Source organism: Bradyrhizobium sp. 4 (assembly GCF_023100905.1).
In the GTDB taxonomy this organism is placed as follows: Bacteria; Pseudomonadota; Alphaproteobacteria; order Rhizobiales; family Xanthobacteraceae; genus Bradyrhizobium.
The window spans coordinates 2035017-2048534 of the sequence record NZ_CP064686.1; the positions used below are offsets into that span (position 1 = coordinate 2035017).

A 13518-nucleotide genomic window follows, 5' to 3' on the forward strand; every position below is an offset into this window, starting at 1 on the left:
CACCGGACCTCCAGCGAGGAGGGAACTGGATACGGCACCAGCAAAGGGGATGGACGCAGATGACCGGGCAACTCAGGCTGGACGACCACCTTCAGCGGTATTCCGAGACGGCGCCGCATGCGCTGGCCGTGGCGTCCGCGGTCGATGCCATCGCGGCGGCCGCGATCGAAATCGCCGATCTCATCGCCACGGGAGACCTTGCGGACGCCTCCGGCCTGACCACCGGCCGCAATAGCGACGGTGACGTCCAGCGCGATCTCGACGTGCAGGCGGATGCGATCCTGCGCCGCTGTCTCGGCAAGCTGCCGATCGCGGCACTGGCGTCGGAGGAGATGCGCGAACCTCAGATCGGCGACCGCAAGGCCAAGATCTGCGTCGCGATCGATCCGCTCGACGGCTCCTCCAACATCGACATCAACATGACCGTAGGCACGATCTTTTCGATCCTGCCCGCGCCTGATGATCTCGCGCTCGCCTTTCATCAGCGCGGCTCGGCGCAGCTCGCGGCGGGGTTCGTCACCTACGGCCCGCAGACCTCGCTGGTGCTGACGCTTGGCGAGGGCGTCGATATCTTCACGCTGGATCGCAAGTCCGGTTGCTTCCGTCTCGCGCGTAGCGCCGTGCAGATCTCCGAGACCTGCGAGGAGTTCGCGATCAACGCCTCGAACCGCCGGCATTGGGAACAGCCGGTGCGCGCCTTCGTCGACGAATGCCTCGCCGGTGTGGAAGGGCAGGCCAACCACAATTTCAACATGCGCTGGGTCGGCTCGCTGGTTGCCGAGGCCTACCGTATCCTCACCCGCGGTGGCGTGTTCCTCTATCCCTCCGATGCACGGCCGGGCTATGGCGACGGCCGCCTGCGCCTCGTCTACGAGGCGCACCCGATGGCTTACATCGTCGAGCAGGCCGGCGGCTCCGCGTCGACCGGGCGCGAACGCATCCTTGAGCTTTCAGCGCAGAGCCTGCACCAGCGCGTGCCGCTGATCATGGGTTCGAACAACGAGGTGCAGCGCGTCGAGGACCTGCATTGCGATCCCTTGCTGGTCGCCAGCGTCTCCGCACCGCTGTTCGCGCGGCGCGGCTTCTTCCGGCTGTAAGCGAGGCATCCCATGTCCAGGAAGCATCCGATCATCTCCATCACCGGTTCTTCCGGCGCCGGCACCACGTCGGTCAAGAAGACGTTCGAACAGATATTCTTCCGCGAGAAGGTCAACGCCGCCTACATCGAAGGCGACGCCTTCCATCGTTACGATCGCGTGGAAATGCGCACGCAGATGGCGAAGGAGGCCGATCGCGGCAACAGGCATTTCAGCCATTTCAGCCCCGAGACCAATCTGTTCGAGGAGCTGGAGCGGGCGTTCCGCGACTATGGCGAGACCGGTACGGCGACGACGCGGCACTATGTCCACGATGCCGAGGAATCCGCGCTGCATGGTGCCGCACCCGGCACCTTCACCGAATGGAAACGGCTGCCGGAGAGCTCCGACCTGCTGTTCTACGAGGGCCTGCATGGCGCGGTCGTCACCGACAAGGTCAACGTCGCGCGTTATGCCGACCTCAAGATCGGCGTCGTGCCCGTCATCAATCTCGAATGGATCCAGAAGCTGCACCGCGACCGCAGTGCGCGAGGCTATTCGACCGAGGCCGTCACCGACACCGTTCTGCGAAGGATGCCCGACTACATCCACTACATCTGTCCGCAATTTTCCGAGACCGACATCAACTTCCAGCGCGTGCCGACGGTGGACACCTCCAATCCATTCATCGCGCGCTGGATCCCAACGCCGGACGAATCGATGGTCGTGATCCGCTTCAAGAACCCGCGCGGCATCGACTTCCCCTACCTGCTCTCGATGCTGCCGCAAAGCTGGATGTCGCGCGCCAATTCGATCGTGTGCCCCGGCGCGAAGCTCGATCTTGCCATGCAGCTGATCCTGACGCCGCTGATCATGCAGCTCATCGAGCGCAAGCGAAACCTGAAGTGAACGAGGGGAGGATCCGATGAACATCTCCGTCCACGCCGACGCAGACCTTACCGCGGTCACACACAATGATCTCGCCAACGCCGTGCGCTTCCTCGCGGTCGACGCCATCGAGACCTCGCAGTCCGGCCACCCCGGACTGCCCATGGGCATGGCCGATGTCGCCACCGTGCTGTTCTCGCGATTCCTGAAATTCGACTCGGCTCACCCCCACTGGCCGGACCGTGATCGCTTCGTGCTGTCGGCAGGCCACGGCTCGATGCTGCTCTATGCATTGCTCCATCTCACCGGCGGCGACGTCAGCCTCGATGACATCAAGGCCTTCAGGCAATGGGGCTCGAAGACGCCGGGCCATCCGGAATATGGCCATACGCCGGGCGTCGAGACGACGACCGGTCCGCTGGGGCAGGGGATTGCGACCGCGGTGGGCATGGCGCTCGCCGAGCGGATGGGCAATGCGCGGCATGGCGATGGCCTCGTCGATCACTTTACGTATGTGATCGCCGGCGACGGCTGCCTGATGGAAGGCATCAGCCAGGAAGCGATTTCGCTCGCCGGCCATCTCGGGCTCGGCCGCCTGATCGTGCTGTTCGACGACAACGGCATCTCCATTGACGGGCCGACCTCGCTTGCGACCTCCGACGACCAGCTCGCGCGCTTCGCCGCCTCAGGCTGGTCGGTGCGCCGTGTCGATGGGCACGATTCCGAAGCAGTTGCGCAGGCGATTGCGGGGGAGCGTGAGAGCCAAAGACCGTCGCTGATCGCCTGCCGCACCATCATCGGCTATGGCGCGCCGGATCGTCAGGGCACCGAGAAGGCGCACGGCGCGCCGCTCGGCACCGAGCAGACCGCGGCGGCGCGGCGAGCGCTCGGCTGGGACTATCAGCCCTTCGTGGTGCCTGTCACGGTCCTGAAAGCATGGCGGATGATCGGGCAGCGCGGGCAGGTCGAGCGTCTCGCCTGGCTCGATCGCTATGAATGCGCGACGCCTGAGCAGCGCGATCTGTTTGTCGAGGGTAAGTCGGTTGCCCTGCCGAACGCCTATGCCCTGGCCTCGGCGAAGTTGCGCGAGCGCTTTGCCACCGAGCGTCCGAAGCTCGCGACGCGGCAGGCGTCGCAACAGGTGCTCGACGGAATCGCAGGGACGATTCCCGGATTTGTCGGTGGCTCGGCGGACCTCACGCATTCGAACCTGACGCATGCCAAGTCGCAGACCCCGGTCAAGCGCGGCGCGTTCGCCGGCGATTACATCCATTACGGCATCCGCGAGCACGGCATGGCGGCCGCGATGAACGGCCTCGCGCTGCACGGCGGCTTCATTCCCTATGGCGGCACCTTCCTCGCGTTCTCCGATTACAGCCGGCCGGCGCTCCGCCTTGCGGCCTTGATGCGGATCCGCGTCATTCATGTGATGACCCATGACTCCATCGGCCTCGGTGAGGACGGCCCGACGCATCAGCCGGTCGAGCATCTCGCAGCGCTTCGCGTCATTCCGAACCTGCTTGTTTTCCGGCCGGCCGACGCGGTTGAGACGCTGGAAGCATGGGACTGCGCGCTCCAAGCTGAAAATCGTCCGTCCGTGCTGTGCCTGTCCCGTCAGGCACTGCCGACCTTCCGCAGCGACGTGCGCGGTAGAAACCGCGTCGCACGGGGCGCCTATCTGATCGTTTCGCCGGACGGCGGCCGCGACGTGACGCTCATCGCAACGGGTTCGGAAGTGTCTATTGCGCTGGAAGCGGCCCGCCTGCTCGCCACCGAGCACGTCCGCGCGGCCGTAGTCTCCGCGCCCTGCTTCGCGTTGTTCGAGGAGCAGCCGGAGGACTACCGCGCTGCCGTGCTCGGCACGGCGCCACGGATCGGCATCGAGGCGGCAGTCGCCGGCGATTGGCATCGATGGATCGGCACTGACGGCGAATTCGTCGGCATGCGCGGCTTCGGTGCCTCGGCGCCCGCGCCAGTGCTCTACCGCGAATTCGGCATCACGCCGCAAAGCGTCGCGGAAGCCGCCCGGCGGGCGATTTCCCGCACAAGCAAGCAATAACAGGAGGAATTGTCGTGGCCCGTATCACCCTTCGTCAGCTACTCGACCACGCCGCCAGTCACGGCTACGCGGTGCCGGCATTCAACATCAACAACATGGAGCAGGGCATCGCGATCATGCAGGCGGCGGCCGAGGTCGACGCGCCGGTGATCATCCAGGCTTCGCGCGGCGCGCGCAGCTATGCCGGCGACCTCATGCTCTCGCACATGATCGACGCGCTGGAGCGGACCTATCCGGACATCCCGCTCTGCATGCACCAGGACCATGGCAACGACGAAGCGACCTGCGCCTCCGCGATCGCCCACGGCTTCACCTCGGTGATGATGGACGGCTCCCTCAAGGCAGACGCCAAGACCGCGGCCGATTACGGCTACAACGTTGCGATCACCAGCCGCGTCGTCGATCTCGCCCATTGGGTCGGTGCCTCCGTCGAAGGCGAGCTCGGCGTGCTCGGCTCGCTCGAGCATGGCGGCGGCGAACAGGAGGATGGTCACGGCGTCGAAGGCACAATCAGCCACGATCAGTTGCTGACGGATCCCGACCAGGCGGTCGACTTCGTCCGCGCCACCAAGGTCGATGCGCTCGCGATCGCGATGGGCACCTCGCACGGCGCCTACAAGTTCAGCCGCAAGCCGGATGGCGACATTCTGGCGATGCGGGTGGTCGAGGAGATTCATCGCCGTCTGCCGAACACGCATCTCGTGATGCACGGCTCTTCCTCGGTGCCGCAGCCGCTCCAGGACATGTTCAATCAGTTCGGCGGCGAGATGCCGCAGACCTGGGGCGTGCCGGTCGAGGAGATCGTCCGCGGCATCAAGAGCGGCGTGCGCAAGGTCAATATCGACACCGACTGCCGGCTGGCGATGACCGCGGTGTTCCGCAAGGTCGCCGCGCAAACGCGCTCCGAGTTCGATCCGCGCAAATTCCTCAAGCCCGCGATGGATGCGATGCGTGAGCTCTGCCGCGAGCGCTTCGAGCAGTTCGGGACTGCAGGCCACGCCAGCCGGATCAAGGTCGTTCCCTTGAGCGAGATGGCGCGGCGCTACCGCGCCGGAGAACTCGATCCCAGCATCGACGCCCGCGAGCCCGTCGCGGCCTAATCATTCAGAGAGAGAAGAGCAGGAGAGAGCCATGAATGCACATGCAGGAACCGTCCGCGGCAAGGAAAGATATCGATCGGGCGTGATGGAATACAAGCGCATGGGCTATTGGGAGCCTGATTACGTGCCAAAGGACACCGATGTCATCGCGCTGTTCCGCGTCACGCCGCAAGAGGGCGTCGACCCGATCGAGGCGTCGGCCGCAGTCGCCGGCGAATCTTCGACCGCGACCTGGACGGTGGTGTGGACCGATCGCCTGACCGCTGCCGAGAAGTATCGCGCAAAATGCTATCGCGTCGATCCGGTGCCGGGCACGCCGGGCTCGTATTTCGCCTACATCGCCTATGACCTCGACCTGTTCGAGCCTGGTTCGATCGCCAACCTCTCGGCCTCGATCATCGGCAACGTGTTCGGCTTCAAGCCGCTGAAGGCGCTGCGGCTGGAAGACATGCGCTTCCCGGTCGCTTATGTGAAGACGTTCCAGGGGCCGGCAACCGGCATCGTGGTCGAGCGCGAGCGGCTCGACAAGTTCGGCCGGCCGCTGCTCGGCGCCACCGTCAAGCCGAAGCTCGGCCTCTCGGGCCGCAATTACGGCCGCGTGGTCTACGAGGCGCTGAAGGGCGGGCTCGACTTCACCAAGGATGACGAGAACATCAACTCGCAGCCCTTCATGCACTGGCGCGACCGCTTCCTCTATTGCATGGAGGCGGTGAACCGTGCACAGGCGGCCTCCGGCGAGGCGAAGGGCACTTACCTGAACATCACCGCGGGAACGATGGAGGACATGTACGAGCGCGCCGAGTTCGCGAAGGAGCTCGGATCGTGCATCGTCATGATCGACCTCGTGATCGGCTACACCGCGATCCAGTCGATGGCGAAATGGGCGCGGCGCAACGACATGATCCTGCATCTGCATCGCGCCGGTCACTCGACCTACACGCGGCAGAAGAGCCACGGCGTGTCGTTCCGCGTCATCGCCAAGTGGATGCGGCTTGCCGGCGTCGACCACATCCATGCCGGCACGGTGGTCGGCAAGCTCGAGGGCGATCCCAACACCACGCGCGGCTATTACGATGTTTGCCGCGAGGACTTCAACCCGACCAGGCTCGAACACGGGCTGTTCTTCGATCAGTCCTGGGCGAGCCTGAACAAGATGATGCCGGTCGCCTCCGGCGGCATCCATGCCGGCCAGATGCATCAGCTGCTCGACCTGCTCGGCGAGGACGTCGTGCTGCAGTTCGGCGGCGGTACCATCGGCCATCCCATGGGCATCGCGGCCGGCGCGATCGCCAACCGCGTGGCGCTGGAAGCGATGATCCTCGCCCGCAACGAGGGCCGCGACTATGTCCACGAAGGTCCGGAGATCCTGGCCAGGGCGGCCGAAACCTGCACGCCGCTGAAAGCTGCACTCGAGGTTTGGAAGGACGTCTCCTTCAATTATGAATCCACCGACACGCCCGACTTCGTGCCGACCGCGCTCGAAACCGTTTGAGGAGATTTGACATGAAGCTGACCCAAGGCTGCTTCTCGTTCCTGCCCGATCTGACCGACGACCAGATCACCAAGCAAGTGCAGTATTGCCTGACCAACGGCTGGGCGGTGAACATCGAGTTCACCGACGATCCGCATCCCCGCAACACCTATTGGGAGATGTGGGGCCTGCCGATGTTCGATCTCCAGGACGCCGCCGGCGTGATGATGGAGCTCGCCGAATGCCGCAGAGTGTATGGCGACCGCTACATCCGCCTCAGCGGCTTCGACTCCAGCCATGGCTGGGAATCGGTTCGGATCTCGTTCATCGTCAACCGCCCGCCGCAGGAAGCCGACTTCGAGCTGGTGCGGCAGGAGGTGGGCGGACGTGCGATCCGCTACACCACCGTGCGCCGGCAGCCCGCACACGCGCCAACCTAAGTCATTCTCCACCGCGCGGAGCGCTCCCTGCTCCGTTTCCTTGGCGGACCCCTGCTTCGCCGCTTCCCCGCGGCGAAGCCCTTTTCTTCGAGGTGCCGATGCTGGATGTTCCCCACGCAATGACCACTGAGCCCGGCAAGACCAGTTTCGATCTCCGCAAGGAGGCCGAAGAGGCTGGAATCACCGGCACGTTGCAGCAGCTCGAGCAGGAGCTGATCGGATTGAAGCCGGTGAAGAACCGCGTGCGCCAGATCGCGTCGCTCTTGCTGATCGAACGTATCCGGCAGCGTGCGGGACTGGCTTCGTCGCCGCCGACGCTGCACATGTCGTTCACCGGCAATCCCGGCACCGGTAAGACGACCGTCGCGTTGCGCATGGCAAAGATCCTGCACGGCCTCGGCTTCGTGCGGCGCGGGCAGGTGATCTCGGTGACGCGCGACGATCTCGTCGGCCAGTATATCGGCCACACCGCGCCCAAGACGAAGGAGATCCTGAAGAAGGCGATGGGCGGCGTGCTGTTCATCGACGAGGCCTATTATCTCCATCGGCCGGACAACGAGCGCGACTACGGCCAGGAGGCGATCGAGATTCTGCTGCAGGTGATGGAAAACCAGCGCGAGGACCTCGTCGTGATCCTTGCCGGCTATGGCGAGCGGATGACGAGCTTCTTCGCCTCCAATCCCGGCTTCCGTTCGCGCATCGCCCACCACATCGACTTTCCGGACTATGCGGAAGCCGAGTTGCTCGTGATCGCCGAGCTGATGCTGAAGGAACGCGGCTATCGCCTCTCGGCGGCGGCGCGTGAGGCGTTCGAGAAATATATTGCGCTGCGTCGGACCCAACCGTTCTTCTCCAATGCGCGATCTATCCGCAACGCCGTCGACCGCATCCGCCTGCGGCAGGCCGATCGCCTGGTGTCCGATCTCGATCGCATGCTCGAGATCGCCGACCTCGAAACGATCGATCCCATGGACGTCCTGGCGAGCCGCGTCTTCAGCGGCGGTGCCGACGCGCAGGGGAGTGCGAAGCCATGACCAGAGAAATCCTCATCGCGCCGTCGATCCTGGCTGCGGATTTTGCCCGCCTCGGGGAGGAGATCGCAGCGATCGACGCGGCGGGCGCCGACTGGGTTCATTGCGATGTCATGGACGGGCATTTCGTCCCGAACATCAGTTATGGCGCGGACGTCATCAAGGCGATCCGGCCGCTGACGAAGAAAAAATTCGACGTGCATCTCATGATCGCGCCGACCGATCCCTATCTCGAGGCGTTCGCGAAGGCCGGCGCGGATCTCATTACGGTGCATGCCGAAGCGGGTCCGCACCTCGATCGCTCGCTTCAGGCCATCCGCGCGCTCGGCAAGAAAGCCGGCGTCAGCCTGTGTCCCGCCACTCCCGAAAGCGCGATCGAGTATGTGCTCGATCGTCTCGATCTCGTCCTGGTGATGACGGTCAATCCGGGTTTTGGCGGCCAGTCCTTCCTCGAGTCCCAGCTCGAGAAGATCGCGCGCATCCGAAGCATGATCGGCGACCGGCCGATCCGGCTCGAGGTTGACGGCGGCATCACGCGCGACAATGCTGCTGCCGTGGCCGCTGCGGGCGCCGATACGCTTGTAGCGGGCTCCGCCGTATTTCGCGGCAAGAGCAGCGCGGACTATGCCGGCAACATCGCGGCTATCCGCGCCGCTGCGGAAGCCGGCAGGGTTCCGAAGCTGCAACATAGTTCGGCGCAGACGATCCGAGCCGGTGAGCCCGCGCTCATCCGGTAGACTACCTGGTACACATTGGCCCGCGGTGAGGTTCCGAAGCGCTGAGTCCGCGCTGGTTGGAACTTTCGCCTAAATGCGCGTTTGCCTAGAATCAAGCGCGTCTAGCGCGCGGCGGGCGCAGCAAATCTTTTGCACAACCGCCATCGCCCTGACGCAAATAAGGGCAATAAGCTCTGTGTGAATGCGAGGGAGGGTCTCATGGATAACGTACGTCGCTACCGCGCGCTGGCGTCCCTCTGTCGTCAGCAGGCCGCCTACCGGCCGCTCCAGAGCTGGGAACTGCTCGGCCAGGCCGAACATTTCGAATATCTCGCCGAAGTCGAACTCAAGGCCCATTTCGACGCGTGCAATGCGCCACACGACGAGGACGGCGTAGAGGCCACGGCGTGGGAGAGGCCCGCCGCGGCGTGACGGTCCAACTTGTTCGAACATGACCTGAACTTGCCGAGGCCGGCACCGCTCAAGGACGCGGTTATCAGCCCGAACGACGAGGCTTGCGACCGGCCCGTCCTGGATCAACCCTCGATTAATGCGACATCAGCGTCGGGACGGTCATGGCTTCCAACATGGCGCGGGTGACGCCGCCGAGGAACCGTTCCTGCAATCGCGAATGGCCGTAGCCGCCCATGACCAGAAGATCGAGGCGCTCATCGGCTGCAAGCGACAGCATGGTCGGCTGAATGTCAGAGCGCGCGGCCGACAGGTTGACGGTGCGGGTCGACAGTCCGCGCCGGCCGAGGTGCCTTGCCAGATTGCGCGTCGAGACCTCGTCGGGAACCATGTCTGTTTCGTTGATCGCAATAATCACGATTTCCTCGGCGCGGGCCAGGAATGGTGCGGCGTCGCGCATGGCGCGCGCGGCGAGGCGGCTGCCGTCCCAGCAGATGCCGATCCGTTTCGCCTTGAACGCTCCATGGAAAGTGTAGGGCAGGAAAAGCACCGGGCCGCCCGCCTGGAACAGGATCTCGCGGGGCACATCGTTGTCGAGTGAGGCTTGCGCCGGGTCCGGCTGGAGCACGATGCTGAGATCGTGCAGCCGCGCCATCTCGCCGAGCAAGCCGACCGCATCCCCCGGCATCGTCCCGAGCGGGTGGCATGTGTAGGAAATGCCGGCGTTCATCGCTTCGTTCTTGAATACCGCGAGCGCCGCCTCGGCCCGCGCCACTGCGCTTTCGCGCTCCATCTCGAACACCGCCGCCACCGCGGCGCCGCCCTCCATGATATAGGCCGCGCTGGTTGCCACATAGCCAACCGCGACTGCATCGAGATGGGCGTTGAGGCCCGCCGCGAGCGAGATCGAGCCATCGATCACCGGGCGCACCGGGCGCTCGGTGGGGATGTGGACGAGAATGTCTTTGTACATGACGCGCCTCCGACGGACATCATCCGGTGGCGGCAGTCTTTCACGGTGCGCAGGGGCCGCGTTGAGCTGCATCAAACGTGCAGCCTCGAGTTTTGGACCTTCGCCGGCCCCGGCTACTTTGCCAAGATTTAACCGCGCGGACGGGACGCCGTAAGGTGGCGACCGCCATGTTGGGTGCAAGGCGACTTACCCAACATGGACATATCGACATGAGCGATCACGTCAATTCCGACACCACAACGTCTCGCAAGGTCCTGAGGCCGCGCCGGCTCGCGCTGCTCGGCACCGTGGCCGCGCTTGGCGTGGCCGTGCTGGCGACTGCACCCGGCTCTTCGCCGTTCAGCGCGAACTCCTTCGTCGCGCCCGCCCAGGCCGCGGAGCCCACCGCGACACCGCCGGGCTTCGGCGACCTCGTCAGCAAGGTCAAACCCGCCGTCATCTCGGTGCGGGTCAGGATCGACCAGGACAACGACAAGAGCGCGATGCTGCAACAGAACCGGATGGATTCGGACGAGGCGACGCCGTTCGACCAGTTCTCGCGGCAATTCGGCTTCCGCGGCCCGGGTGGAATGGAGGGCATGCCGCGCCAGCACCGCCAGATGATCACGGGTGAGGGCTCCGGCTTCTTCATCTCCGCCGACGGCTATGCCGTGACCAACAACCACGTCGTCGATCACGCCGAGTCGGTGCAAGTGACGATGGACGACGGCACGATCTACAGCGCGAAAGTGGTCGGCACCGATCCGAAGACCGATCTCGCGCTGATCAAGGTCGAGGGTAAGAAGGATTTTCCGTTCGTCAAATTCTCGGACCAGAAGCCGCGTATCGGCGACTGGGTCGTCGCGGTCGGCAATCCCTTCGGCCTCGGCGGCACCGTGACCGCCGGCATCGTCTCGGCCAGCGGCCGCGACATCGGCAACGGTCCCTATGACGACTTCATCCAGATCGACGCGCCGATCAACAAGGGCAATTCCGGCGGCCCGGCCTTCGACATGAACGGCAACGTGATCGGCGTGAACACCGCGATCTTCTCGCCCTCCGGTGGCTCTGTCGGCATCGGCTTCGACATTCCGGCCTCGACTGCAAAGCTCGTCGTCGCACAGTTGAAGGACAAGGGCGCGGTCACTCGCGGCTGGCTCGGCGTGCAGGTGCAGCCGGTGACATCGGATATCGCCGACAGCCTCGGCCTCAAGGAGGCGCGCGGCGCGATCGTCGACAATCCGCAGGACGGCAGCCCGGCGGCGAAAGCGGGCATCGAGGCTGGCGACGTCATCACCGCCGTCAATGGCACCGCGATCAAGGATTCCCGCGATCTCGCCCGCACCATCGCCACCCTGGCGCCGGGCACGTCTGTGAAGCTCGACGTCGTCCACAAGGGCGACAGCAAGACGGTGACACTGGCGCTCGGCGAGTTGCCGAACGAGCGGCAGGCCAGAGCCGACGAGGGCAAGTCGCAGCCGGATGCCGGCATGCCGCCGCGTCTCGGGCTCAGTCTGGCTCCGGCTGGCGACGTGCAGGGCGCCGGCCAGAAGGGCGTCGTCGTCACTGAAGTCGATCCGCAAGGGCCGGCCGCGCAACGCGGTATCCAAACCGGCGACGTCATCCTCAATGTGGGCGGCAAGGCTGTCGCCAATATCGGCGATGTCCGTTCGGAGCTGGCGCAGGCGAAATCGTCCGGCAAGCGTAGCGTGCTGCTGCAGGTCAGAAGCGCGCAGGCGACCCGTTTCGTCGCGTTGCCGCTCGCATAAGGCGAACGTCGATCGGCGCAACTCCAAAAAGGCGGCCCACGGGCCGCCTTTCCTGTTCGCCTTTAGGATTCCGGATGTCCGCCGATAACATTCTCGTTAACGGCAGTGAGGATGACCCGGTTCGTCCGAAAAAGCCGTGTTCGCTCATCACAATTCCGGGTCAGGTAGGGACTCGGCGGCAATGAAGCCGCCGGGACGATTGCAAGCGTGGAACTTCGAACTTGCCGCCGCTGAGCTGGACCGGTCGGCAATTCGTATTTGATCGGTGCCGACATGGATCGATTGAAGCTCTCGCTGAGGACTGCGCTGCTCGTGGCGCCATTCGTGCTGTGGGGCGGAATCGCTCTCGGCCGTGACGACGGCCGCTACGCGGACTCTCCCCTCAAGCCATGGTTCGACGGTCTGCGCAGCCATCTCGGTCCGTGCTGCTCAGATGCGGATGGGTTTGCCGTCGCCGATCCCGATTGGGACTCGCACAATGGACATTATCGCGTGCGGCTCGACGGCGAGTGGGTCGACGTCCCGGACGAAGCCGTGATCACCGAGCCGAACCGGGCCGGCCGCACCATGGTGTGGCCGGTGAAGACCGCGTTCGGCGTTTCGATCCGCTGCTTCATGCCGGGCAGCATGATCTGACGGAGGTCAGCGCGACCGTTTGGAGGATTTGCGCTTCGACGTCTTCTTCGAAGTCTTTCTCGAAGTCTTCTTGGATGTTTTCCGAGATGTCTTCTTTGACGTCTTCTTGGACGTCTTTCGCTTCGCGGCTTTCTTCGGGACCTTCTTGCCCTTCTTGCGCGCTTTCGACAGGCCGATCGCGATTGCCTGCTTGCGGCTCTTCACGCGTCCGCCTCGACCGCCCGGTCCGCTTTTCGCGGTACCTTTCTTGTAGCGCTTCATCTCGCCTTCGACGTCGCTGCCGGAGCTGCGCGAGTAGCGGCGCTTCTTTGCCTTGCGTGCCATGCATGTTCTCCCTTGGCCTGGGAAAACAATCCGAGACAGGCATGGTTCCGAAAGCGCGCATGCACGTCCCGGATACGCGGCTTAGTCTAGAACGAATCCGCCAGCTCGATCTCGGCTTCCAGCACCTGAATGCGCCGTGCTGCCTCGCTGGAGGACAGATCCCGCGCATATTGCGCGGGCTGATACGCCTCTTCGCTCAGCCGTTTCAGCCGGAGGCCCTGCGCCCGCGTCATCTGCTCGGTGAGGAAAGTCTTGGCGGTGAGAAGAGTCTTGGCGTCGTATTTACCCTGAACCTGCATGTCGCTTCTCCCTTCTGAAATCGTGACTTGACTATATGTTCTTATTTTGTTCTAACAAGTCATGGACAACAGAATTAATGAAATTCGACGTAAAATCAGCGCTTTGAGGCTGGAAATGGCCGATGTCGAGGCGGCCGTACGCGAACTCGTCGAGCGCGATCGGGACTGCACAGAGAAGGCTCTGGCGCAGATGGATCTGCGCCGGAAAATCAATCTGCTGATCGGCGAATGGAAGGCTGCAGGTGGCGGCGATGTCCTGCCGAATGTCCGCGACAGGATGAGCCTTCGTTCCGCGAAGACATCAGGTAGTCCTCTGCGCGTGATCGCGCGCCGCTGAGAGCTTTGG

15 protein-coding genes are annotated in these 13518 nt (G+C 64.3%); 12 read left to right on the forward strand and 3 right to left on the reverse strand.

Annotated features, from left to right (window positions below; translation table 11 throughout):
* Nucleotides 1-59: 59 nt before the first annotated feature.
* The 9 genes from IVB45_RS09305 to IVB45_RS09345 all read left to right on the forward strand — a co-directional run bounded on the left by IVB45_RS09305 (nt 60) and on the right by IVB45_RS09345 (nt 9213).
* On the forward strand, nt 60-1097 hold the full coding sequence (locus IVB45_RS09305) for a class 1 fructose-bisphosphatase (RefSeq protein WP_247356953.1): 1038 nt from the start codon (nt 60-62) through the stop codon (nt 1095-1097).
* A 12-nt stretch (nt 1098-1109) separates the two neighbouring features.
* A complete protein-coding gene (locus IVB45_RS09310; protein ID WP_027516497.1) occupies nt 1110-1985 on the forward strand; it encodes a phosphoribulokinase in 876 nt (291 codons plus the stop codon).
* 16 nt (nt 1986-2001) lie between these two features.
* On the forward strand, nt 2002-4023 hold the full coding sequence (gene tkt / locus IVB45_RS09315; RefSeq protein ID WP_247356951.1) for a transketolase: 2022 nt from the start codon (nt 2002-2004) through the stop codon (nt 4021-4023).
* Between the two features lie 14 nt (nt 4024-4037).
* Entirely contained in the window at nt 4038-5123 is a 1086-nt protein-coding gene (fba, locus tag IVB45_RS09320) for a class II fructose-bisphosphate aldolase (RefSeq protein WP_247356949.1), read from the forward strand.
* A gap of 31 nt (nt 5124-5154) precedes the next feature.
* A complete protein-coding gene (locus IVB45_RS09325; protein WP_247356948.1) occupies nt 5155-6615 on the forward strand; it encodes a form I ribulose bisphosphate carboxylase large subunit in 1461 nt (486 codons plus the stop codon).
* 11 nt (nt 6616-6626) lie between these two features.
* Nucleotides 6627-7034 carry a ribulose bisphosphate carboxylase small subunit gene (locus tag IVB45_RS09330; protein WP_247356946.1) on the forward strand — a complete coding sequence of 136 codons (408 nt, stop codon included), beginning with the start codon at nt 6627-6629 and terminating at the stop codon, nt 7032-7034.
* 98 nt (nt 7035-7132) lie between these two features.
* On the forward strand, nt 7133-8068 hold the full coding sequence (cbbX, locus tag IVB45_RS09335) for a CbbX protein (protein ID WP_247356945.1): 936 nt from the start codon (nt 7133-7135) through the stop codon (nt 8066-8068).
* The gene (rpe, locus tag IVB45_RS09340; RefSeq protein ID WP_247356944.1) at nt 8065-8802 is read left to right on the forward strand and encodes a ribulose-phosphate 3-epimerase; all 738 of its coding nucleotides are present in this window, start codon (nt 8065-8067) and stop codon (nt 8800-8802) included. The genes cbbX and rpe overlap by 4 nt, the downstream gene beginning before the upstream one ends.
* Nucleotides 8803-9000: 198 nt before the next feature.
* Nucleotides 9001-9213, forward strand: coding sequence for a hypothetical protein (locus tag IVB45_RS09345; protein ID WP_063993392.1), 213 nt, complete (start codon nt 9001-9003; stop codon nt 9211-9213).
* Between the two features lie 115 nt (nt 9214-9328).
* Here IVB45_RS09345 and IVB45_RS09350 read toward each other — a convergent pair whose 3' ends face one another.
* Nucleotides 9329-10165, reverse strand: coding sequence for a universal stress protein (locus IVB45_RS09350; protein WP_247357253.1), 837 nt, complete (start codon nt 10163-10165; stop codon nt 9329-9331).
* Between the two features lie 209 nt (nt 10166-10374).
* Between IVB45_RS09350 and IVB45_RS09355 the strand changes: the two genes are divergently transcribed.
* Both IVB45_RS09355 and IVB45_RS09360 read left to right on the forward strand, forming a co-directional pair.
* A complete protein-coding gene (locus tag IVB45_RS09355; protein ID WP_247356942.1) occupies nt 10375-11913 on the forward strand; it encodes a Do family serine endopeptidase in 1539 nt (512 codons plus the stop codon).
* A gap of 273 nt (nt 11914-12186) precedes the next feature.
* Nucleotides 12187-12549 (forward strand): hypothetical protein, encoded by a 363-nt coding sequence (locus tag IVB45_RS09360; protein ID WP_027568670.1) that lies wholly within the window; start codon nt 12187-12189, stop codon nt 12547-12549.
* A 6-nt stretch (nt 12550-12555) separates the two neighbouring features.
* Here IVB45_RS09360 and IVB45_RS09365 read toward each other — a convergent pair whose 3' ends face one another.
* Both IVB45_RS09365 and IVB45_RS09370 read right to left on the reverse strand, forming a co-directional pair.
* On the reverse strand, nt 12556-12873 hold the full coding sequence (locus tag IVB45_RS09365; RefSeq protein ID WP_027568671.1) for a DUF6496 domain-containing protein: 318 nt from the start codon (nt 12871-12873) through the stop codon (nt 12556-12558).
* An 86-nt stretch (nt 12874-12959) separates the two neighbouring features.
* A complete protein-coding gene (locus IVB45_RS09370; RefSeq protein WP_027568672.1) occupies nt 12960-13172 on the reverse strand; it encodes a DUF3072 domain-containing protein in 213 nt (70 codons plus the stop codon).
* 115 nt (nt 13173-13287) lie between these two features.
* On the opposite strand from IVB45_RS09370, the gene IVB45_RS09375 reads away from it, so the two are divergent.
* Entirely contained in the window at nt 13288-13509 is a 222-nt protein-coding gene (locus IVB45_RS09375; protein ID WP_247357252.1) for a hypothetical protein, read from the forward strand.
* Nucleotides 13510-13518: the final 9 nt, after the last annotated feature.

What these genes read in the sequence shown, in the direction of transcription:
- IVB45_RS09305 (WP_247356953.1), top strand. Translation starts at nt 60, where the DNA reads ATGACCGGGCAACTCAGGCTGGACGACCACCTTCAGCGGTATTCCGAG.
- IVB45_RS09310 (WP_027516497.1), top strand. Translation starts at nt 1,110, where the DNA reads ATGTCCAGGAAGCATCCGATCATCTCCATCACCGGTTCTTCCGGCGCC.
- tkt (WP_247356951.1), top strand. Translation starts at nt 2,002, where the DNA reads ATGAACATCTCCGTCCACGCCGACGCAGACCTTACCGCGGTCACACAC.
- IVB45_RS09325 (WP_247356948.1), top strand. Translation starts at nt 5,155, where the DNA reads ATGAATGCACATGCAGGAACCGTCCGCGGCAAGGAAAGATATCGATCG.
- IVB45_RS09330 (WP_247356946.1), top strand. Translation starts at nt 6,627, where the DNA reads ATGAAGCTGACCCAAGGCTGCTTCTCGTTCCTGCCCGATCTGACCGAC.
- cbbX (WP_247356945.1), top strand. Translation starts at nt 7,133, where the DNA reads ATGCTGGATGTTCCCCACGCAATGACCACTGAGCCCGGCAAGACCAGT.
- rpe (WP_247356944.1), top strand. Translation starts at nt 8,065, where the DNA reads ATGACCAGAGAAATCCTCATCGCGCCGTCGATCCTGGCTGCGGATTTT.
- IVB45_RS09345 (WP_063993392.1), top strand. Translation starts at nt 9,001, where the DNA reads ATGGATAACGTACGTCGCTACCGCGCGCTGGCGTCCCTCTGTCGTCAG.
- IVB45_RS09350 (WP_247357253.1), bottom strand. Translation starts at nt 10,165, where the DNA reads ATGTACAAAGACATTCTCGTCCACATCCCCACCGAGCGCCCGGTGCGC.
- IVB45_RS09355 (WP_247356942.1), top strand. Translation starts at nt 10,375, where the DNA reads ATGAGCGATCACGTCAATTCCGACACCACAACGTCTCGCAAGGTCCTG.
- IVB45_RS09360 (WP_027568670.1), top strand. Translation starts at nt 12,187, where the DNA reads ATGGATCGATTGAAGCTCTCGCTGAGGACTGCGCTGCTCGTGGCGCCA.
- IVB45_RS09365 (WP_027568671.1), bottom strand. Translation starts at nt 12,873, where the DNA reads ATGGCACGCAAGGCAAAGAAGCGCCGCTACTCGCGCAGCTCCGGCAGC.
- IVB45_RS09370 (WP_027568672.1), bottom strand. Translation starts at nt 13,172, where the DNA reads ATGCAGGTTCAGGGTAAATACGACGCCAAGACTCTTCTCACCGCCAAG.
- IVB45_RS09375 (WP_247357252.1), top strand. Translation starts at nt 13,288, where the DNA reads ATGGCCGATGTCGAGGCGGCCGTACGCGAACTCGTCGAGCGCGATCGG.